Annotated in this window: 18 protein-coding genes; 11 read left to right on the top strand and 7 right to left on the bottom strand. The window is 57.5% G+C overall.

The window, feature by feature from the left end:
* Positions 1-41 precede the first annotated feature (41 nt).
* Together C1J02_RS13710 and C1J02_RS13705 are read left to right on the top strand one after the other, a co-directional pair.
* Positions 42-467 (top strand): heme-binding protein, encoded by a 426-nt coding sequence (locus C1J02_RS13710; RefSeq protein WP_114879079.1) that lies wholly within the window; start codon positions 42-44, stop codon positions 465-467.
* A 69-nt stretch (positions 468-536) separates the two neighbouring features.
* Positions 537-1,313, top strand: coding sequence for a gamma-glutamyl-gamma-aminobutyrate hydrolase family protein (locus C1J02_RS13705; RefSeq protein WP_114879078.1), 777 nt, complete (start codon positions 537-539; stop codon positions 1,311-1,313).
* A 23-nt stretch (positions 1,314-1,336) separates the two neighbouring features.
* Here C1J02_RS13705 and C1J02_RS13700 read toward each other — a convergent pair whose 3' ends face one another.
* Positions 1,337-1,942: a transposase gene (locus C1J02_RS13700; RefSeq protein WP_205389809.1), complete on the bottom strand. Its 606-nt coding sequence runs from the start codon at positions 1,940-1,942 to the stop codon at positions 1,337-1,339.
* A gap of 34 nt (positions 1,943-1,976) precedes the next feature.
* Positions 1,977-2,729: an SDR family NAD(P)-dependent oxidoreductase gene (locus C1J02_RS13695; RefSeq protein ID WP_114879076.1), complete on the bottom strand. Its 753-nt coding sequence runs from the start codon at positions 2,727-2,729 to the stop codon at positions 1,977-1,979.
* A gap of 230 nt (positions 2,730-2,959) precedes the next feature.
* Here C1J02_RS13695 and C1J02_RS13690 point away from each other — a divergent pair, with 230 nt between their 5' ends.
* From C1J02_RS13690 to C1J02_RS13680, 3 genes are all read left to right on the top strand, one after another.
* Entirely contained in the window at positions 2,960-3,670 is a 711-nt protein-coding gene (locus C1J02_RS13690) for a porin (RefSeq protein ID WP_114879075.1), read from the top strand.
* 181 nt (positions 3,671-3,851) lie between these two features.
* Positions 3,852-5,426: a Re/Si-specific NAD(P)(+) transhydrogenase subunit alpha gene (locus C1J02_RS13685; RefSeq protein ID WP_114880581.1), complete on the top strand. Its 1,575-nt coding sequence runs from the start codon at positions 3,852-3,854 to the stop codon at positions 5,424-5,426.
* 14 nt (positions 5,427-5,440) lie between these two features.
* Complete coding sequence (locus C1J02_RS13680; protein WP_114879074.1) at positions 5,441-6,889, top strand: NAD(P)(+) transhydrogenase (Re/Si-specific) subunit beta; 1,449 nt, start codon at positions 5,441-5,443, stop codon at positions 6,887-6,889.
* Positions 6,890-6,966: 77 nt separating this feature from the next.
* Here the strand turns inward: C1J02_RS13680 and C1J02_RS13675 are convergent, their stop codons facing one another.
* The gene (locus tag C1J02_RS13675; protein WP_368073757.1) at positions 6,967-8,376 is read right to left on the bottom strand and encodes an MATE family efflux transporter; all 1,410 of its coding nucleotides are present in this window, start codon (positions 8,374-8,376) and stop codon (positions 6,967-6,969) included.
* Between the two features lie 197 nt (positions 8,377-8,573).
* Between C1J02_RS13675 and C1J02_RS13670 the strand changes: the two genes are divergently transcribed.
* A complete protein-coding gene (locus tag C1J02_RS13670; RefSeq protein ID WP_114879073.1) occupies positions 8,574-9,857 on the top strand; it encodes a DUF3422 family protein in 1,284 nt (427 codons plus the stop codon).
* Here the strand turns inward: C1J02_RS13670 and C1J02_RS13665 are convergent.
* The 4 genes from C1J02_RS13665 to C1J02_RS13650 form a co-directional block, all read right to left on the bottom strand.
* Positions 9,793-10,866: a YeeE/YedE thiosulfate transporter family protein gene (locus C1J02_RS13665; RefSeq protein ID WP_114880578.1), complete on the bottom strand. Its 1,074-nt coding sequence runs from the start codon at positions 10,864-10,866 to the stop codon at positions 9,793-9,795. The two genes, C1J02_RS13670 and C1J02_RS13665, sit on opposite strands and share 65 nt — an antisense overlap.
* A 206-nt stretch (positions 10,867-11,072) precedes the next feature.
* On the bottom strand, positions 11,073-12,071 hold the full coding sequence (locus tag C1J02_RS13660) for an ABC transporter permease (protein ID WP_114879072.1): 999 nt from the start codon (positions 12,069-12,071) through the stop codon (positions 11,073-11,075).
* Positions 12,064-13,101: an ABC transporter permease gene (locus tag C1J02_RS13655; RefSeq protein ID WP_114879071.1), complete on the bottom strand. Its 1,038-nt coding sequence runs from the start codon at positions 13,099-13,101 to the stop codon at positions 12,064-12,066. Before C1J02_RS13655 ends, C1J02_RS13660 begins: the two co-directional genes overlap by 8 nt.
* A gap of 103 nt (positions 13,102-13,204) precedes the next feature.
* Positions 13,205-14,923 carry a peptide ABC transporter substrate-binding protein gene (locus C1J02_RS13650; RefSeq protein ID WP_114879070.1) on the bottom strand — a complete coding sequence of 573 codons (1,719 nt, stop codon included), beginning with the start codon at positions 14,921-14,923 and terminating at the stop codon, positions 13,205-13,207.
* A gap of 331 nt (positions 14,924-15,254) precedes the next feature.
* Here C1J02_RS13650 and C1J02_RS13645 point away from each other — a divergent pair, with 331 nt between their 5' ends.
* From C1J02_RS13645 to C1J02_RS13625, 5 genes are all read left to right on the top strand, one after another.
* Positions 15,255-17,087: an ABC transporter ATP-binding protein gene (locus C1J02_RS13645; RefSeq protein ID WP_114879069.1), complete on the top strand. Its 1,833-nt coding sequence runs from the start codon at positions 15,255-15,257 to the stop codon at positions 17,085-17,087.
* A gap of 26 nt (positions 17,088-17,113) precedes the next feature.
* Positions 17,114-18,277 carry an acetylornithine deacetylase gene (argE, locus tag C1J02_RS13640; protein ID WP_114879068.1) on the top strand — a complete coding sequence of 388 codons (1,164 nt, stop codon included), beginning with the start codon at positions 17,114-17,116 and terminating at the stop codon, positions 18,275-18,277.
* Positions 18,278-18,365: 88 nt separating this feature from the next.
* A complete protein-coding gene (locus C1J02_RS13635) occupies positions 18,366-19,712 on the top strand; it encodes an FAD-binding oxidoreductase (protein WP_114880577.1) in 1,347 nt (448 codons plus the stop codon).
* A gap of 24 nt (positions 19,713-19,736) precedes the next feature.
* Entirely contained in the window at positions 19,737-20,903 is a 1,167-nt protein-coding gene (locus C1J02_RS13630) for a M20 aminoacylase family protein (RefSeq protein ID WP_114879067.1), read from the top strand.
* A gap of 87 nt (positions 20,904-20,990) precedes the next feature.
* Positions 20,991-22,157, top strand: coding sequence for a M20 aminoacylase family protein (locus tag C1J02_RS13625; RefSeq protein ID WP_114879066.1), 1,167 nt, complete (start codon positions 20,991-20,993; stop codon positions 22,155-22,157).
* Position 22,158 lies beyond the last annotated feature (1 nt).

Raw genomic sequence — 22,158 nt, 5'->3', positions numbered from 1 at the left:
TCGACGCGCAGAATATCAACAGGGACATAAAGGAAATTTTCATGGCACTATCGCTCAACAAAGCCCGCACGATTATCCGGAATACCTTGAAGAAAGGCCGCGAGATGGAGCTGAAACCTCTGTCTGTTGTGGTGCTGGACGCAGGCGGCCATGTGCAGGCGTTTGAGCGCGAAGATGGGGCGTCTCCCGGTCGTTTTGCGATTGCCCATGGCAAGGCATACGGTGCGGTCATGCTTGGCATGGCCGGCACCGCCCAGATGAAGCGCGCTGATGAACAGGCGTATTTCATGGCCGCCGTTAACGGTGTTTTTGGTGGCCAGGTGATCCCGGTGCCGGGGGGCGTGTTACTGCGCGATAAGAAAAACCAGGTCATTGGTGCCGTGGGTGTGACGGGCGATACGTCGGGCAATGACGCGATTGCGGCCATGGCGGGCATCGAGGCGGCGGGTGTCATCGGAGAGATTTAAGCGTTGCCCGGTTGAGGTGGCAGATTTCTGAGCGTATCATCTGCCAAAAAGACTGGGATAAGGTGAGTTATGGCGCGACCTATCGTCGGAATTATTGGAAATTCATATCTTTTGAATGACCAATATCCCGTTCATGCTGGCGGGCAGATGAATTCGGATGCAATATCCGAAGTGTCAGGTTGTGTTCCCCTGATCATTCCCAGCGATCCGCGCCACGTGAGCGTGGCCGAGTTGCTGGACATCTGCGACGGTTTCTTGCTGACCGGCGGGCGACCCAATGTGCATCCCGAAGAATACGGCGAGGCCGAAACCGCAGCCCATGGTGAATTTGACCGGGCGCGTGATGCCATTGCATTGCCGCTGGTGCGCGCCTGCGTCGAGCGGGGACAGCCGTTCTTGGGAATTTGCCGCGGCTTTCAGGAGGTGAATGTCGCCATGGGTGGCACGCTCTATCCCGAAATTCGCGATCTGCCGGGCCGGATGAACCACCGGATGCCCCCCGATGGGTCGCTGGAAGAGAAATTTGAGCTGCGCCATGATGTGACCTTTGCGCAGGGGGGCGTGTTTCATGATGTCATGGGCGCGCAGATCGTGCGCACCAATACGCTGCACGGGCAGGGTATCAAAGAACCGGGGATGCGCATCGTGGTTGACGGGCACGCCGAGGACGGCACGCCAGAAGCGATTTATGTCAAAGGTGCTCTGGGCTTTACGCTGGCGGTGCAATGGCATCCTGAATGGGATGCGGCAAATGATCCGGTGTCACGCCCCCTGTTTGAGCGTTTTGGCGATGCGGTTCGCGGATGGACGGCAAAGACTGACGTGCCTGCGCTCAAAGCTGTCTGATTGCCATAGCGGTGGCGCATACGTCACATGGCGCGCTGAATATCGTCGCGGTAGCGATGGGGAGGAGGCGGCATATGGTTCAATCGTGCTGCACCGTAGCCGATCGGGTCGGGTGCCCGAACCCCGGTGGCCATATCTCGGTGCAGTGACGTGTGGGGCCAGTCTTGCGGAGTTTCACAAAGACCCGCGTGGACCGGGCTGAGATAGACCAGATCGCGGTGGCGGGCAAAGTCCAGGCTGTCGTTGATCTGATGTTCCCAATGGCGACGTTGCCAGATGCCTTTTTCACCACGTTGGATTTGATGCAGGGTGCGATGGGCAGGCATCGGCTGGCTGCGTGAAAACCTGGATTTGAACATGCGGATGCGATTCGCATAGCCGGTTTCGCCCTCTGGCAAGGTCCAGATTGTGTGGATCACAGAGGGCAATACGCAGATTGCGTCGATCTGGAAGGCATGGCGCAGCTTTGTTTCGCGCATGGCGGTGCGCAGGTGCGCAATGTGCCGGATCAGCAGGTCACTGCTGCGGTCCGCAAGGCGGATCGTGAAAAAGAAGGTGCCACCGGGGCAGCGTCTGGGAATTTGGTCTGACATGAGCACGAAGGTAGGGTCTGGGTGGTTAACGCGCATTTAACGGATGCCACAGGTGCCGCCCCTCATGACGTCACATCTGCCCGCCCGCAATCTCGATGCATTGGCCATTGATGCTGCCTGATCCGGGTCCGATCAACCACGCGGCGGCGGCGGCAACTTCGCTGGGTTCAATCAGGCGCTGGTGGCGGTTGGCCTTGATCATCATGTCGCGGGCCTTGTCTTCGGTCACACCGGCACGTTCAGCGATAGAGGTTGTGTTGCGTGTCACGATGGGGGTGTCCACATAACCGGGGCAGAGCGCGTTAAACGTAAAAGCAGACCCCATGTAATCCTCGCTCAGCGACCGGATCAGCCCGATCATCCCGTGCTTTGACGCAGAATAGCAGGCGGCCCCCGGCAGGCCCCGTAATCCTGCCATGGAAGACACGCCAATGACCCGGCCCCAATCGGTCTGGCGCATGGTTTTCAGGCTTTCACGGATGGTCAGAAACGCCCCATCCAGATTGGTTGCCATCATGTTGCGCCAGAACGCCATGTCGGTCTTGTGCAGGGATTTACCTTCGGCGATGCCCGCGTTGGCGATGCATATCTGAACCGGACCCCGGGCCGCGACCGCGGCAGCAATGGCGTCAGTGACGCTTTGCTCATCCCGCACATCCATCGTCAAGCCGGATATCCCGTCGGTGGCGACCTCATCCAGGACCGCCTGACGCCGCCCGGTGATTGTCACCTGCGCGCCTTTGGCCGCAAGATCCTGCGCGATGGCCAGACCGATGCCGGTCCCGCCGCCGGTGACAAGCGCGTGTTTGCCTTGCAGATACATACATAGCCTCCCTTTGAATGGCCTGATGCTGGCCCTTAGCGGGCCAAGGTGCAAGAGATCGTTTTCAGGTGCTGGAGACGCGCTTTATCGCAATCTTGCTGCTCTTTAACGACAATCTGATGCGGCGGGCACAATTCCAGATTGTTCTTTTGATTTGAGAAAGATAGCATGTCCATCACGGCAACCTGAAAACAGGGCCAGTTTTAAAAACCCGTATTGGAGCAGTAAAAATGAAAATCCTTCCGCTCGCCGTTTTCGGCGCAACTTCCCTGTGGATGCAGGCCGCGCATGCGGTCGAAGTCACGGGTGGCTCCATTGGGCTGTCCTATTCCGCGTTCACCGAAGACACGAGCGTCAGCCGGGTTGGCATCGACGGGTCAGTTGAGCTGGGTTTTAACAGGAACATCAGCGCGCAGGTCGATTTGGGATACAGTGACTTCAACATCACGGGGCTGAACACCACCACCTTGGGTTTGCACGGCATCTATCATGTGAATGACGCGACATCGTTTGGTGCGTTCTATGCCAACGAAAACGCCAATGGGGGCGGTGATGCGGATATTTACGGCATCGAGGCTGGTCATGAAGCAGGACAATTCGAATTTGAAGGCTATCTCGCACGGGTTGATGGGGCCACTTCGGATGGCGACATGCTGGGTGTTATGGCGCGGTATGAATTTGCAACCGCGCTGGGCGTGACAGGGTCGTACGATTACGTTGACGCTGCCGGGTCGGACTTTTCCAAATTGGCGGTCAAATTGGACCGGGACGTGGCACCCAACGTCAACCTATATGTGGAGCTTGGCACAGCCAAGGCCAGTAGCGGTGGTCTATCTGGCACCGAACCCTTTGTCGGGCTTGGCGGCAAATTCGTATTCGGTGCCGAGCGTGGGGCGACATTCGAACAACGCGGCTTTACGCGGGTTTTCCCCGGTCTTTAAGGGGCTGCCCAAATCAAAGAAGTAAAAAGGCTGGAATCCATGGGTTCCAGCCTTTTTTATTGTTGGCTAAGTGCCTCACATGCTGTCCCCGTGTCTTGTGAAAAACGACGTGGCACGTTATCGCTGGATAGGAAAATCGTGCCACGGGGGACACGATCAGATCGATGCGGGGAATTCTGAATTGAAGATCGGAACACCAAAAGAGATTTTTGAGGGCGAAGCCCGGGTTGCAATGACGCCAGACTCAGCGCAGCAACTGCAAAAGCTGGGTCATGAGTGTGTGATCGAGGCGGGCGCGGGTGCTGCGGCAGGGTTCGATGATGCGTCCTACAAGGCGGCGGGCGTTGAGGTTGTGAAAACTGCGGCGGCCCTTTGGAAAGCCGCTGATGTGGTTGCCAAGGTTCGCGCGCCGGATGCCGCAGAAATGAAAAGACTTCGCGAGGGACAGACGCTGATCTCGTTCTTCAGCCCTGTCGCCAATGAAAAAGAGATGAAGCAGGCTGCCGACAAAGGTGTCACCGTGGTTGCGATGGAGATGATCCCCCGTATCAGCCGGGCCCAGAAGATGGACGCGCTTAGCTCCATGGCGAATATCGCGGGCTACCGGGCTGTGATCGAGGCGGGCAATAACTTTGGTCGTTTCTTTACCGGGCAAATCACTGCGGCGGGTAAAATGCCGCCCGCAAAAGTGCTTGTCGTGGGCGGCGGCGTCGCTGGTTTGGCTGCGATCGGCACATCGACATCGCTTGGTGCCATCACACTGGCGTTTGACGTGCGCCCCGAAGTGGCCGAGCAGGTTGAATCGATGGGTGCCGAATTTGTGTACCTCGATTTTGAAGAAGAACAGGCAGATGGCTCCGCTTCTGGTGGGTATGCTTCGGTGTCGTCCCCCGAATTCCGCGAGGCACAGCTTGCCAAGTTCCGCGAATTGGCCCCTGAAGTTGATATTGTCATCACAACGGCGCTGATCCCGAACCGCGAAGCGCCTGAATTGTGGACCGAAGATATGGTTGCGGCGATGAAGCCGGGATCGGTGATCGTCGATCTGGCGGCGGAAAAGGGCGGCAACTGTAAGCTGACCGTGATGGACGAAAAGATCGTCACCAAGAACGGCGTGACGATCATCGGCTATACGGACTTCCCCAGCCGGATGGCGGCGCAGGCTTCGACGCTTTATGCCACCAACATCCGCCATCTGATGACCGATCTTACGCCGGAAAAAGACGGTGTGATCAATCACAACATGGAAGACGACGTGATCCGGGGTGCGACCATTGCGCATGACAATGCCGTCACATTCCCGCCGCCGCCCCCAAAGGTGGCGGCCATCGCAGCCCAGCCGAAAAAACCCGCCGCCAAAGAGATGACGCCGGATGAAAAGAAAGCGGCAGAGACGGCAGCGTTCAAGGCGGCAACCAAATCTCAGGTCACTTTGCTGGCCGTTGGCGGTGCTGTGATGCTGTTGATCGGTGCCTTCGCACCGGCCAGCTTTATGCAACACTTTATCGTGTTTGCGCTGGCCTGTTTCATCGGCTTTCAAGTGATCTGGAACGTCAGCCATGCGCTGCACACTCCGCTTATGGCGGTGACAAACGCCATTTCCGGCATCGTGATCATTGGTGCGTTGTTGCAGGTGGGGTCTGGCAGTTTCCTGGTGATCCTGCTCAGTTTCATCTCGATCCTGATTGCATCTATCAACGTGGTGGGCGGGTTCCTCGTCACGCGTCGGATGCTTGCCATGTTCCAGAAATCTTAAGGGGGTAGGGTTCCATGTTCTCACTCGGAATTACATCTGCCGCCTATATCGCGGCATCGGTACTTTTCATTCTCAGCCTTGGTGGGTTGAGCAATCAAGAAAGCGCCAAGCGCGCTGTTTGGTACGGCATCGTCGGCATGGGTGTAGCGATCTTTGCCACGGTCTTTGGCCCCGGTGTCAGCAACGTTCTGCTGATCCTCATCGCCATCGCTGCGGGCGGCTATGCCGGTCACTATGTGGCAGGCCGCGTGCAAATGACAGATATGCCACAGCTGGTGGCGGCGCTGCATTCCTTCGTGGGCCTCGCGGCGGTCTTTATCGGCTTGAATGCTGATCTGATGCTGGGCTCTGTGGTGGCGATGCGCGACAGCGGCTTGTCGATCTATGACGCGGATCTCACGGGCTTTGGTGAAAAGCTCTGGAAAAAGGATGCAGTGGAAATTGCGATCCTCAAAGTTGAAGTGTTCCTGGGCATCTTTATTGGTGCAGTGACCTTCACAGGGTCGGTCATTGCCTTTGGCAAACTGGCGGGCAAGGTCGATGGGAAACCAACGCAACTGCCGGGCGGTCACATGCTCAATGCCGCAGCCTTGATCGTCGCGCTGATCCTGGGCGTGATGTACTTTAACGGTTCTGGCATCTGGACGATGGTGCTGGTCACGTTGATTGCCGGTTTTATCGGCTGGCATCTGATCCTTGGTATTGGTGGCGCGGACATGCCCGTCGTCGTCTCGATGCTCAACAGCTATTCAGGCTGGGCGGCGGCGGCGATTGGTTTCACGCTTGGCAACGATTTGCTGATTGTTACCGGTGCGCTGGTTGGCTCGTCTGGTGCGATCCTCAGCTACATCATGTGCAAGGCGATGAACCGCAAGTTCATCAACGTGATCCTTGGCGGCTTTGGCGGGACAAAAGGCCCGCAGATGGAAGTCGAAGGGGAACAGATCGCCATCGAAGCGGATGGTGTCGCTGCAGCGTTGAACGATGCTGAATCGGTTATCATCATTCCGGGTTACGGCATGGCGGTGGCGCAGGCGCAGCAGGCGGTCAGCGAGTTGGTCAAGAAACTGCGTGCACGGGGCAAAAATGTGCGGTTCGCCATTCACCCCGTTGCCGGGCGTCTTCCCGGTCACATGAACGTGCTCTTGGCCGAGGCAAAGGTACCTTATGACATCGTGATGGAAATGGACGAGATCAACGATGATTTCCCCAAGACGGACGTTGCCATTGTGATCGGTTCCAACGACATCGTGAACCCGGCCGCACAGGACGATCCCAACAGCCCCATTGCCGGTATGCCGGTGCTGGAATGCTGGAAGGCTAAAACGGTTTTCGTGTCCAAACGCGGGCAGGGGACGGGCTATTCAGGGATCGAAAACCCGCTGTTCTTCAAAGAGAACACACGGATGTTTTACGGCGATGCCAAGGCCAGCCTTGATAAGCTGATCCCGCTGATCGACTGAAGAATGCGGCGGACCGCGGGTCCGTCGTGTTTGAGTCAGGGAAAAGGTGGGCCTTTCGAGGTCCACCTTTTTTCAGTTTAACCGGGCAAGGCGCGACGTGGCACATCAACAAGCCAGGATTCCAGCGCCAGCAGCCCGGTCGCTCGCGTCGCAACAAGGCCACCCCAGGACCCAAGCACATTGGCAACCACCGCAGCCCCCACAATCCCAGGATAGCCAAACGTCAACGCGCCAATCCACGCCAAAGGCAGATAGAGCACAAAGATGCGCCCCAGGCTGAGCGACATGGACCACAGCGCCTTGTCGCGTGCATTCATCGCCGCATTGGCAGTGATCACAATGCCGTAGCCAAACAAAGACAAACCAACATAGCGCAGGTAGGTGGCGGCATAGGACGCGTCCTCTGCGCTGGCGGCGATCAGGTTTGCAAGGGGCGTGGCGAAAAGACCCAGTACCACAGCCACAAGGGCCCCGTACCCAAGACAGAACCAAAACGTATGGCCAACGCCTTTTTGCGCGCGGTCCTTGGCATCTGCCCCCCAGTTCTGTCCAACCACTGGACCGATGCCAGCGGATAACGCCAAGAGCGGCACGATGGCCATGGATTGGACCCGCGTTGCGGCACCAAAGCCTGCCACGGCGGTTTCTCCTATGGTCGCAACGGCGGCCGTCACAAGCGCCATGCCGGCGGGATTGATCGCGTTGGAAAAGGCAGCGGGCAGGCCGACATTCAGGATATTCCGGGCGGATGCAACCGCCCCATCCAGCAGCTTGCCACACCAGCCAAGCAGGCCGCGCCGCCAGGCGATCCATAGGGCAAGGGCAACAGCAATAATGCGCCCAATCAATGTGGCGATCGCAGCCCCCAGAACGCCCAGCTCCGGCAACCCCCAAAGCCCAAAGATCAACAAGGGGTTCAGGCCAACGTTGACCACCGCCGCAAGCACCATGATCCAGGCGGATGTAATGCTGTCTCCGTGTGCGCGAAAGACTGCATTGGTGATCATCATTGTCACCAGAAAAGGAAAGCTCAGTGCCCAGAACGGCATGTATTCAGCAATCTTGCCGCTGACCTCTTCACCCGCACCCAAAGCGTAGAAAATCCAAGGATAGCAAAGCGAAACCAACCCTGCCGCCAGCAGAGACAGGCCAAGCCCAAGGCCAATACCATGCAATCCCAAACGGCGCGTGTCCTCGTCACTGTCGCCGCGCCCGACCCCTTGGCTAAGCGCGGCATTGGCACCGGCACTTAACCCGATTGACAGGGAGGTGATGGCCGTTGTGACCGGATAGATAAACCCGACTGCGGCAAGGGCGGTGCCGCCAATCTGGCCCAGAAAAACCGCATCCGCCAACCCGACACTCAGCACCGCAAAAATCCCAAAACTCATGGGCGCGGACATCGCCGCTAGGGCGCGCCACACAGGTCCTTGGGTCAAATCACGACTTTTATCTTGATCAGCGTCATCGTTTTTCGGGTCAGACAAGGCGGTATCCTTTCGCACTCAACAGCGTCTTGATCTAGGCCGCAGTGTGTGGCTGGCCAGTAGGATGGTCGCGCGCATGTGTCTCAGTATGCAGATGTACACCGCAATATCCTGAAATATATGGATTTTTATCTATTCAATCCCGATAAAATGCGTATGTTGGCCCGCAAATTGAAGCTGCTTAACGGACAGGTGATATGGTCCCGATCAAAGATTATCCGCACCGCTATGCCCTGACGGGTGAATTGCATGCGCGCCCGTTTCCAGCGCTCAATGCACCTTCGACGGCGGTGTTCCTGTCCGTCAAACAGCCTCATGATGCTGCGGCCCGTGACAAGTCGCTTGACCTCGCACATCTGAGCCAGCTGCTGGAGCATTATGGTGCGCCGCTGCCCGACCCCGCAGCGACCCATTATTACGGGGAGATGGGGAAATACTGGCTGAAATGGGAACAACACACTGAATTTGTGACCTACACCGTCTTTCTTGAAGGGGTCAGCGACCGCGCTTTTGATCCCGGCGCGTTTGAGGTGTTTCCCGATTATTGGCTCGAAGCCGCACCGGGCGGGCGGATCACCTCGGCACTGCTGCGGCTGATGCCGATGCCGCATGACGAAGGCGCAATCGCGGATCATCTGTCCGACTGGTTTGTGCCTGAGAGCCTTGCAGTGGCGTCTGTCCTGGACCGCGCTGCAGTGGTGGCGAGCGACTTTCGCATCGATTCTGCCGGGCATTTGCGGATTGCAGTGTTTGTAGACCCCTCCACCGGCAGCCGCAGGACCGGGCGCATCGTGCAGCGGCTATGTGAGATTGAAACGTATAAATCCGCTTCGATGCTTGGTTTTGAGATGGTGCGCGGCATGGGACCGCAGCTTAGCCTGCTGGATGCAAAGCTGACGGATCTGATGGCCCAGATGCGCGGGTCTTCGGCGCTGGCCGAAGATACGCTTCACGCATTGTTGGATATCTCGGTCGAACTGGAAACGCTGGCGGTGAAATCTGCGTTTCGATTTGGCGCAACAGGGGCCTATCAGGCAATTGTCAATCAACGCATTCAGGTGCTGCGCGAAGAACGGTTTATGGGGCGACAGGGCTTTGGCGAATTCATGATGCGCCGCTATGAGCCTGCGATGCGCACCGTCGCGTCCACGGATACCCGGCTGCAATCCATGTCAGCCCGCGCGATCCGGGCCAGCGAGCTGTTGCGGACCCGCGTCGATGTCGAACGGTCTGCACAAAATCAGGCGATCCTTGCCAGCATGGACAAACGCGCAGACCTGCAATTGCGGCTGCAACACACCGTTGAGGGGCTGTCGGTGGTTGCCATCAGCTATTACGCGGTGTCGCTGGTGGGGTATCTGGCCTACCCGCTGGTCGAGGTCTTTGGGGTCAGCAAAGGCATGCTGACCGCGATGATCACATTGCCGGTTGTTGCGGGCGTGTGGTGGAGCCTGCGCCGCCTTCGGAAAAAGATCGGCTGAGCAGCACGTTCATCAAAACCGCACCCGCCGCAATCATGACAATCGTAAAGATCGCAGCAACAGAAAGGGTCGGCACGCCTGACAGGCCCGCTCCCAGCGTGCATCCGCCGGCCAGCACGCCGCCCACACCCATCATGCCCGCACCCGCCATATAGCGTCCGGTCTGGCGGGCCGAGGTAAAGCTTTGCCATTCAAAGCCGCCAAAGATCAGGCTGGCCGCCAGCGCACCGACAAACACGCCACCCAAAAGCCCGGTGCCGAACCCGGCCGGGATTGCGCTGCTTGCGATGCTCCAAAAGAGTGTCTCGGCACCGGGTGATGTGAACGACAGGCTTTCCATCGCGATCGGATCAAAATCATCAAAGAGCACAAAGCCGGTTCCGACCCAGGCAAGCGGGACCAATAGACCAATGAGGGCCGCCAAAAGAAGGGATCCCGCCTTGTTGCCAGACCGTAATGCAAATGCAATTGCAGTGATCGCAATCAGGCCCGCCCAAAACAACGCCCCGCCGGGCAGGGCGGCAAGGCTCACGATATCACCGATGTCGATGGTCACGCTGCCCACCGCGACACGCAGAGGGGCCAGAATGCCCTTCAGGGTCATATGCGCCACCACAGCAAAGACCAGCACCACCAGCCCCGCACGCAGGTTGCCTGACCCGGTCAGCACGCTGAGCCGGGAAATACAGCCGCGTGTCAGCACCATACCTGCGCCAAACAAAAGCCCACCAAGGGCGATCGCCAGCACCGGCAGGTCCGACACCATGAAACGATGATCGGCAAAGGTGATCCACCCTGCAAGAACAGCCGCCTGGGTGCCAAGCACCGCGACTGCCAGGGCGGTCAGCCACACGCCTGCGGCTGCACGACGATCATCGCCAACAAGGGCACGGCGAAAACAGAATTGGGTGCGCTGGGCAAGCAGACCGAAAGCGGTGCCAATCACCAGTGCCAAGAGCACAGAAGCTTGCCGGGTCGTGACGTCTTCAAATCCAAATGACTCAAACATCGGAAAAATCCTCAAAAGCAGAATTATTTCCCAGATGAAGCCTTGCTCACGCGTAATCAAGTGCGTTTGAATATGTTGATCCAAAGCCCAGCAGAACAATATTCCAAAATTCTGACGGATCCGGACTAAAGTTCATTGTTCTTCAAATACACAAAATGCATCACCCGCAAAGGGCGATGCATTTGCTATTGTGGTTCTTATTTTACTCAGCGGCCTCTGATCCGTGGATCAAGCGCATCACGCAGCCCGTCGCCAAGGTAATTCACACTCAGCACCGTCAGCGAAATCGCAATACCGGGAAGCAGCACGCGCTCAGGAAACTCCTGCATCCGCTGAACCGCATCGGCCAACAGCTTGCCCCATGTGGGATAATCGGACGGGAAACCGACACCCAAAAAGCTCAACGCGCTTTCCGTGATGATCGCGGTTGCCAGACCCAAAGTGGCCGAGACCATGATTGGTGAGATCACATTGGGCAGCAAATGTCTGCGAATGATCTTGCCCGGCGTCGTACCGATGGACCGCGCCGCAAGGATGAATTCGCGTTCCTTGAGCGCCAGAATGTCACCGCGCACAATCCGCGCGGTCTGCATCCAGGACGTCAGACCTATGACCGAGACGATCAGAATAAACATCCCGCCTTCCGGTCCAAAGCTCGCGTTCAGCGGTTGACGGAACAAGGTAACGGCCAGCAGAACCAACGGCAGAATGGGCAGCGACAGCACCAGATCGGTAAAGCGCATCAGCCAGAAATCTATGCGCTTGAAATATCCTGCAACGACCCCGATGGCCGTACCGATGAGCAATGCCAAAATCATCGCCAGCCAGCCAACCGCCATGGACACACGTCCCCCGGCAATCATCTGGGCCATGATGTCGCGGCCCAGCTGGTCTGTGCCAAAGGGATGCGCCCAACCGGCTTTGGCCTCGCTGTCAAAGAGCAACTGATAAACGGGCCGCCAGTTCTTGTTGCGGATGTCCAACCCCTTGGGGTCTACATCCCAAAGCCAGGGGCCAAAGATCACCGCGCAGGTGATGAACAACAAAAAGCCGCCGCCAAACAACGCACCTTTGTGTTTGCGAAATTGATCCCAGACATCGCGCCACTGGCTACGCGGCGGCTTTTGCGGCTCTTTGTCTTGCAGCGCGCCGAATGTTTCCAGATCGGCTTCGATGGGGCTGGCAGGGATTGCTTGCTCAGTCATAGCGGATCCTCGGATCAAGCAGTCCGTAAAGCACGTCTGCGATAAGGTTGAAGAGCACGATCAGGATCGCAAAGATAAAGGTCAGGGTCATGACCATCGGCAGGTCATTGGCAAAAAGTGCGGTGAGCAGCAGTTGCCCGATACCGTTCACCTTGAACACGTTCTCGGTGATGATCGCACCGCCAAAGATCGCAGGCATGCCAAGTGCAATCACGGTGACGACGGGGATCATTGAGTTGCGCAGAACATGCACCATGACCACCACGCTTTCGCTCAAACCCTTGGCGCGGGCGGTGCGCACATAATCCTGATTGAGGTTGTCCAGCATCGCACCGCGCATGTAGCGGCTGATCTGTGCGGTCGTTTGCAGGGCCAAGACCATCACCGGCATGATCATCTGATAGATTTGCACTTTGAACGACGCCCAGTCTTTGACGACGTGGGTGGTGTCATAGATCGACGGCAACCAGCCAAAATAAACCGAAAAGATCACGATGAGAAGGGGGCCTGTAAAGAACGGCGGGATCGAAAAGCCGACCATGGTGACAAATGTCCCGGCCTGATCAAACAGCGAATAATGCCGATAAGCGGAATAGATCCCGATGGGGATCGCGATCACGATGCCGACAACATAGCTCAGGCCGACAACCCACAGGGTCTGCGGCATCCGCTGGACCACGATATCCATGACAGGCGAACGGGTCTGCCAGCTGATCACACGCAACTGACCTTCGGAAAATGACGTGTTGGGCAACCAGCCAAACAGGGTGGTCTTGTTGGTCAGCCAGTCGATGAACACCATCGGTTCAATCCAGAAGAACTGGATAAGCCATTTGTAATACTGGATGTACCACGCCTGACCCAGACCAAGCGCCTCGCGCATCTTCTGTTTGACCTCTGGCGGTACGGTCAACGGGACCTGCGCCATCGGATCGCCGGGGGCAAGCTGGAGCAGGCCAAAAATGATGAAACTGATGAACAAAAGCGTCGGGATTGAAAGTAGTAAACGTCGGATGGTGAAGGTCAACATCGGGCGGCGCCTTTGCAGATCGGTCTTGAGGGAATGCAGGGCGGAGTTTTATCCCCGCCCTGCGAAGAAAAAGGGTTGGCGGGTTTGCACCCGCCGTTCCCAATCACTTTTTGCGGTACCAGTCAGCCACATTCCACAGCTCAGAGTCCCAGGTGTTCAGGATCACACCACCAAGGGTGTTTGATGCTGCAGAGACACGACCACGGTCAACCAATGGGACAATTGTCATTGTCTCTTTGGTGATGATCTCGTTCAAGCGCTTTGAGATCTCTCCGCGCTTGTCGAGTTCACCAGTGCGCGACAATTCGTCGAGCAGGGTATCGTACTCTTCGTTGCAGAAGCGGTTGATGTTCTCACCCTGCCACTGGCTCGAAGGCTTGGGCTCGTTGCCGCAACGGTAGGCCGACAGATATGCCTGCGGGTCCGTGCCGTCAAAGTTGTTGGCGTACATTTCCACGTCCGCATAGAACTTCTGGAATGTGTCAGGCGACCCTGGGTCACCGCCAAAGAACACAGACGCGTCCAGATTGCGCAACTCGACTTCGACGCCGATCTGGTTCCACCAGTCTTTGATCAACGCCTGGAAATCCTGGCGCACAGCGTTGGTGGATGTCTGGTACAAGATCGATAGTTTCACGCCGTCTTTGTCACGCACGCCATCACCATCGCTGTCAACCCAGCCGGCCTCGTCCAGCAGCGCCTTGGCACCGTCAAGATCCTGCGTCAGACATTCTGTGTTGTCAGAGGCATAAAGCGCAGGGGCAGGCACGAGGTTACAGGTCGGACGACCGGCCTGACCATAGCCCACTTCAACCAGCAATTCACGGTCGATCGCCATTGAAAGCGCTTTGCGCACGTTGAAGTCGCTCAGGAACGGGTGCGGGTGTGCAACCGTTGACCGCTCGCCTTCTGGCAGATCAGGAGATGGGTTTGTGAGGTTCATCTCAAGACGCTCAACCAATGTCCCGAAAGCCGAGATTGGTGTGCCTTTGCCCGCTTCGGCCATTTTGGCCAGAACGTCCGGTGCAAGCTGCATGTTCCAGGCATAATCGTATTCGCCTGTTTCCATGACCGCACGACCGGCCGCAACCGCGTCACCACCACCTTTGAAGGTCAGCGATGCAAAGGCGGGTTTGCCTTCGTGGCGGAAGTTTTCGTTGGCTGCCATCGTGATCACGTCATTTGGACGGAATTCGGTGACCGTGAACGGACCTGTGCCAATTGGGTTAAAGTTTGCTTCGGTACATTCAGGAGCTTTCGCGCCCAGACAATCCGCGAATTGTGCCTTTTGAAGGATTGGCGACTGGCCACCCATGAAGGGGCCATAGGGATTCGGCTTGGGCTCAGAGAAGGTCACTGTGACGGTGCGGTCATCAACCGCTTCAACGCCAGAAACGCCATCGAATTTGGACGCCTGTGCACAGCCACCTTCGGGGTGCATGCAGTATTCCGCCGTAAAGACGAGGTCAGCAGAGGTCACTGGGGTGCCGTCTGACCATTCCATGCCTTCAGCGATTTTCCAGGTGATGGATGTCAGGTCTTCGCTGACGCCACCGTTTTCAACGGTCGGGATCTCTTCGGCAAGATAGGGCACCAAAGCACCGGTTTCGTCATAGCGGCCCATCGGTTCCAGGACCAGCGATGCTGATTCCAGATCTTTTGTACCACCGGACAGATAGGGGTTCAGGATCGATGGCGCTTGCCAATAGATGATCTTGACCTCGCCGTCGCGCCCGCGTTCGCCTTCATGGCCATCCGCAAGGGCGAAAGGCGCAAATGCAGTAGATGCAATAGCGCCCATCAGTAGGGTTCTCATTTTCATAACTCACTCCTTGTTGGACACATTTATGGTGTCACGTTATTGGGGCAGGTTTGTTCCCGCCGGTTTATGATCGTTCCGGGGTTGTGCAAAGAACAACAGGTAACTTCGCGTTATCGTGCGGAATTTGTTGCTTTCTGCCAATGCTTCCCCAAAGCGCATGCGCACATCGAAACAGGTTTGGACAAAAAAGCAACCCTTGTAGCGCCCCCTGACCGGCAAAATGTTCAGTTCGTAACTTTGGGCTGCCAGATTATGTGGTGTTTGACTTGTTTGGTGAATTGGCCTTAGCGTCACGAGAAACGCATTCCAAATAATTGCGATAGGGGAAAAGATGCTGGATCACGCAAACGCGGCACCGATCGCCCAGATTAGAGAGCTCAGAGTAGAGTTTCAGACCAAAGATGGTCCGGTGGTGGGCGTCGAACACGTCAGTTTTGATGTGCGGTCGGGCGAAACCGTCTGTGTGGTCGGCGAATCAGGTTCAGGCAAATCTGTCTCTTCGCTGTCACTGATGCGCCTTGTTGAATATGGGGGTGGCGAAATTGCGGGCGGTCGCCTGCTTTTTGATCGGCTGGAGGGCGGTGAGATTGATCTGGCAAAAACAGATCAGGACGTGATGCGCCACATTCGCGGCAATGAGATCGGGATGATCTTTCAGGAACCGATGACCGCGCTCAATCCGGTTTTTACCGTTGGCAAACAACTCACTGAAGGGCTGCGCCTGCATAAGGGAATGAACAAGGCGCAGGCCGAAGAACGGGCACTGGCGTTGATGAAGCAGGTGCGTATCCCGGAGCCAGAGGCGCGTCTCAAACAATATCCGCATGAGCTTTCTGGCGGCATGCGCCAGCGTGTGGTGATTGCAATGGCCCTGGCCTGTGAGCCGCGTCTGTTGATCGCGGATGAACCGACCACCGCGCTTGATGTGACGATTCAGGCCGAAATCCTGGCGCTGATGGATCGGCTGAAGCGCGAAACCGGAACTGCGGTCATGTTCATCACGCATGACATGGCGGTTGTTGCCCAGATGGCGGACCGGGTTGTTGTCATGTTCCGTGGCAAAAAGGTCGAAGAGGGCACCGTCGAAGAGATATTCGAGAACCCGCAGCATCCCTATACCAAAGCTTTGTTGGCGGCGGTGCCGAAATTGGGCGAGATGACCGGCAAACCGTACCCGGAGCCGATGAAGCTTTTGGGGACCAAGGACAAGGAAATCGTGCCGATCAAAGGGACCGACGAGGTGCTGCTGACGGTCAAAAACCTCACCACGCGGTTCCCGGTCAAAGGCGGATTTCTGCGCCAAACGGTTGCAAATGTGCATGCGGTTGAGGACTTGTCGTTTTCGATCAATAAGGGTCAGACGTTGAGCCTTGTCGGCGAAAGCGGGTGCGGTAAATCCACTGCCGGCCGGTCTATATTACGGCTGGTTGAACCGATGACCGGCGAGATCAATCTGGCCGGCAAAGACATCATGGCATTGAATTCTCACGACCTGCGCACCGCGCGGCTGGACATGCAGATGATCTTTCAGGATCCCTTTGCGTCTCTCAACCCGCAAATGCAGCTGAGCGATCAGGTCGCCGAACCGATCCATAATTTCAATACATTAACGGGCTCGGCAGTTACAGAACGGGTTGAAATGCTGTTTGACCGTGTAGAATTGCCGCGCAGTTTCATGCGGCGTTTTCCACACGAATTGTCGGGCGGTCAACGCCAACGGGTGGCCATCGCCCGCGCATTGGCGCTTAACCCCAAGCTGATCATCGCAGATGAAGCGGTGTCCGCACTTGATGTGTCGGTACAGGCGCAGGTGCTGAACCTGATGCTGGAATTGCAGCAGGAAATGGAACTGTCGTTCCTGTTCATCAGCCATGACATGGCCGTGGTTGAACGGGTCAGCCATCAGGTGGGCGTGATGTATCTGGGCCGGATTGTGGAACTGGGCCCTCGTGGCCGGGTGTTCGAGAATCCGCAACATCCCTATACGCAGGCCTTGATGAAAGCGGTTCCCATCGCCGATCCCCGCAAGCGCAAAGATGAAAAAGACTTGAATTTCAAGCCGATACCGTCACCCATTCATCCGACAAGCTATGTTGCGGAACCATCGGTTTACGACGAAGTAGAAAAAGGTCATTTCGTGTTGACCACTGACAGCGGCTACTGAAGAGCGGCATTCAAAGGACAGCTACAATGGCAGAACGCATGACCCCCTTTGCGTTGATGGAAAAGTTGATCAGCTTTCCCACAGTCAGCCGTGATACCAACATCCCGCTGATTGACTGGGTTGCCGGTTATCTGGACGGTCACGGGATCGAAAGCCACCGCTACATCGATCCAGAACAGCCCAAACATGCACTTTTTGCCCATGTTGGCCCATGGGAAGAAGGCGCAATTGTACTTTCCGGTCACACGGATGTGGTGCCTGTTGACGGCCAGCCATGGGACACTGACCCGTTCAGCGTGGTTGAAAAGAATGGCAAGTACTACGGGCGGGGCACCTGTGACATGAAAGGGTTCGACGCGCTGGCTCTTTGGGCGCTGGTTGAGGCGCATCATGCGGGGGTGAAACGTCCACTGCAAATCGCGCTCAGCTTTGATGAGGAAGTCGGATGTACCGGCGCGCCGCCGATGATCAAAGCCATGCAGCCGGTTTTGCCCAAAGGGTCGGCGGTGATTGTCGGTGAGCCGTCAACCATGCAGGCTGTGACCGGGCATAAGGGGGGTACCGGTTTCAACACCCATGTGGTTGGGTTCGAGGTTCATTCATCACTGTTGCACACCGGCGTCAACGCGATCATGGCGGGGGCCAAGCTGATTGAATGGGCCAACGAGATGAACACCGAAAACATGGGCCGCAAACCAAGCGCGCTGGCGGCGATGTTCGATCCGCCCTTCACCACCGTGCATGTCGGTATGATTGAGGGTGGCACGGCGCATAACATCACCGCCAAGGATTGCTTTTTCGCGATGGATTTCCGCGTGGTGCCGGGCGAAAACAAGGATGCCTGGGGCACCGCCTATCTCAAGAAGGTGCGTGAGGTCGAAAAGCAGATGCAAAAGGTGGTGGCAGATACCCGCATCGAGGTGACGCCGCGCTTTGATGTTCCCGCTTTGGAGCCCGAAGAAGACGGTGAGGCGGAAACGCTGGTCCGCCAGATCACAGGTGACAATGCCAGCCATAAGGTCAGCTATGGCACCGAGGCCGGGCAGTTTCAGGAGGCGGGGTATAGTGCGGTCATTTGTGGGCCCGGTGACATCGCGCAGGCCCACCAGCCCAACGAATTCATCGAAGTGGCGCAGTTCAATGCGGGCCATGATTTCATGCGCAAACTGGTGGCGCGGTTGCAAAGCTGACCTCGGGGTGGGCGATGCGCCCGTCTTGGTTGGCACAGAACGCAAGGGGCGCGCGCCGGCTGAACTTTGCCCAGAAAGCCCAAGTCAAATGACCCCGTTTCCCTTCAACGCTGCGACCCCCGTAACGTATCCGGGTCCAGCCCCGGACCGGGCTGACGTCGTTGTCATCGGCGGCGGGATCATTGGTGTTTGTACGGCACTTTTCCTGGCGCGCGGCGGTCACAGCGTTGCGTTGCTTGAAAAAGGCCGCATCGCAGCTGAACAATCTTCGCGCAATTGGGGTTGGATCCGGCAGCAAGGCCGGGACCCCGATGAAATCCCGATCATGATGGAGGCGCTGCAGTTGTGGCGCGCATTGGCGGGCGAGACCAATATCGACATAGGATTGCGTCAGCAGGGCGTGACCTATCTGGCAAAAGATGCCCGCGCGCTGGACCGTTACGAGGCGTGGTTGCCCCATGCGCGCGCCCATGGGATCAACAGCCGTATTTTGTCATCCAGTGAAACGGCGGCGATGTTTCCGGACTGCGCACAGCGCTTTGCAGGGGCGTTGACGACGCCTTCCGATATGCAGGCTGAACCCACACTTGCGGTGCCAGCCTTGGCCGCGATTGCCGCGCGGGCCAGCGTTGCGATTGTCGAGAATTGCGCCGTGCGGATGCTGGACATTGCCGCTGGCCGGGTTGCGGGGGTGATCACGGAGAATGGCCGCATCAGCACGACCCAGGTTGTATTGGCGGGCGGGGCGTGGTCATCGCTGTTTCTGCGCAACCATGGCGTGGCGTTGCCGCAACTTTCGGTGCGCGAAAATGTGGCGGCGACAGGCCCCTTGCCTGATATTCATGCCGGTGCTGCGGCTAACCAAAAAGTGGCGTTTCGCCGCCGCAAAGACGGTGGATACACATTGGCCCGCCGGGGCGCATCAGATTTATTTGTCGGGCCGGATGCGTTCCGCAGTTTACCCAAATACCTTACACAACTGCGTGCGGATCCCTTTGGTCAGCGGTTGCTGCCCGCAGCGCCAAGGGGTTTTCCGGATGCCTGGACGACACGCCGGCACTGGACCGGTGATGAGCGTACCCCGTTTGAGGACATGCGGATCCTTGATCCGGCACCAAACATGCGTGAAATCAACCATTTGTCAGGTGATTTTGCCGAAATGTTTCCGGCGCTGCCTCCTGTTACGATCAAATCTGTTTGGGCGGGTATGATCGACACAATGCCCGATATCGTTCCCGTGGTGGATGTTTGTGCGCAATTGCCGGGTCTGACCATTGGCATGGGGATGTCCGGTCACGGGTTTGGCATCGGTCCGGCGATGGGGCGGGTGCTGGCGGCTCTGGTCACTGGTGACGCGGTAGGGCATGATCTGAGCAGATTGCGTGCCACCCGATTCACCGACGGCAGCGCGATGCGGCTGGGGCCGAACGTCTGACCCCGCCGAACAGGGGAAAGCGACATGCCAATCAAGAACCGATTTGCTGAAACGCACGCCGAGATTACCGGGTGGCGCAGGCATCTGCACCAATATCCCGAGTTGCTGTTTGACGTGCATGAAACCGCAAAATTCGTTGAGCAGAAGCTGCGTGAATTTGGCATAACCGATATCACCACCGGCATTGGCCGTACGGGCGTTGTTGCGGTGATCGAAGGCAAGACCAACACATCCGGGCGCACCATCGGTCTGCGCGCGGACATGGATGCGCTGCCAATCCATGAGGCGACAGGCCTTGAATACGCGTCAAAAATACCGGGCAAAATGCATGCCTGCGGTCATGACGGGCACACGGCAATGTTGTTGGGGGCCGCCCAGTATCTGGCTGAGACGCGAAATTTCGATGGCCGCTGCGTCTTGATTTTTCAGCCCGCCGAAGAAGGCGGCGGTGGGGGCAATGAGATGGTCAAAGATGGCCTGATGGACCGCTGGGACATTCACGAAGTGTACAGCATCCACAATATGCCGGACCACCCCGTGGGCGAGTTTGCAATTCGCCCCGGTGCCTTGCTGGCCGCCACAGATCAGTTTGACATTGTGATTGAGGGGCAGGGCGGCCATGCCGCTGCACCTCACGAGGCGATTGATGCCAATCTGGCGGCAGCGCATGTGCTTGTTGCGTTGCAATCTATTGCCAGCCGCAATGTGGACCCGATCAAGCAGGTGGTTGTGTCGGTATCCACCCTGCGCAGCGATACCGATAGCTATAATGTGTTGCCGCAGCAGGTGATCTTGCGCGGCACCGTGCGCACGCTGGCCGATGACATTCGTGCTTTGACCGAAGAAAGGTTGCGTGCCGTGGTGACCCACACGGCGGCGGCCTATCAATGCACGGCTGAGATCACCTATCACGGTGGCTATCCGGTGACGGTGAACCACGAAGAGAATACGGTTTTTGCTGCCGATGCCGCCGAAAGCATCACGCCCGGTGTCTGGCGCGATACGCCGCCGATCATGGCGGGCGAGGATTTTTCCTATATGCTCAATGCGCGCCCGGGTGCCTATATCATGATCGGCAACGGTGATGGGCCAACGGTGCATCACCCCAAGTATGATTTCAACGACGATGCCATTCCGGCGGGCTGTTCCTGGTTTGCCGAAATGGTCGAAACGCGGCTGCCTGCGGCCTGACAACACCGGTGGGCGATATGCCCATCTCAAACCGACCCAAGTAGGGGGGCGCATCGCCCGCCGCGCTGACAAAAAAGGACGACCTCAATGCCCGTAAAGAACCGTTTCGCAGAATTGCATGACGACATCACCGCATGGCGGCGTGACCTGCATGAACACCCTGAGATCCTGTTTGAAACCCACCGGACCTCGGCCACGGTCGCCGAAAAGTTGCGCGCCTTTGGCTGTGACGAGGTTGTTGAAGGGATCGGGCGCACCGGCGTTGTGGGGGTGATCAAAGGCAAGGATACCAAATCGGGCAAGGTCATCGGGCTGCGCGCCGATATGGATGCGTTGCCGATCCATGAACAGACAGGGGTTGAATACGCCTCAAAAACGCCGAATGCGATGCATGCCTGCGGCCATGATGGCCATACGGCGATGCTGCTTGGGGCGGCGCAATATCTGGCTGAAACCCGAAACTTTGACGGCACTGCCGTGGTCATCTTTCAGCCCGCCGAAGAGGGCGGCGGCGGCGGTCTTGAGATGTGCAAAGACGGGATGATGGACCGCTGGGGCATTCAGGAAGTGTACGGCATGCACAATTGGCCGGGCATGCCCACGGGGCAATTTGGCATCCGTACCGGCCCGTTCTTTGCCGCAACAGATTTACTTGAGATTGAAGTTGAAGGGCTGGGCGGGCATGCCGCCAAACCCCACGAAACCATTGATACCACAGTGGTCGCCAGCCACATCGTGACCGCGCTCCAGACCATCGTGAGCCGCAATGCCGATCCGATTGGCAATATCGTGGTGTCGATCACATCATTTGAAACCTCATCCAAGGCTTTCAACGTGATCCCGCAGCGGGTGAACATGCTGGGCACCGTGCGCACGTTGAGCAATGATCTGCGCGATCTGGCAGAAAAGCGGGTTGTCGAGATATGCGAAGGCATGGCCACCTCGTTGGGGGCCAAGGCGACCGTGACATATACCCGCAACTATCCGGTTATGGTGAACCACGATGTGCAGACCGAATTTGCCGCCGATGTGGCGCGCTCGGTCTCGGGGGACTGTGTCGAGGCACCTCTGGTGATGGGGGGCGAAGACTTTGCCTTCATGCTCGAAGAGCGTCCGGGTGCCTATATCCTTATGGGTAACGGCGACGGCGCAATGGTCCATCATCCGATGTACAACTTCAACGATGAGGCGATCCCGGCGGGGTGCAGCTGGTGGGCCGGGATTGTGGAACAGCGGATGCCGGCGTCAGGTTGAA

It is taken from the genome of Sulfitobacter sp. SK011 (genome assembly GCF_003352065.1).
GTDB lineage: Bacteria > Pseudomonadota > Alphaproteobacteria > Rhodobacterales > Rhodobacteraceae > Sulfitobacter.
This window is presented reverse-complemented; position numbering and strand designations above follow the sequence as displayed.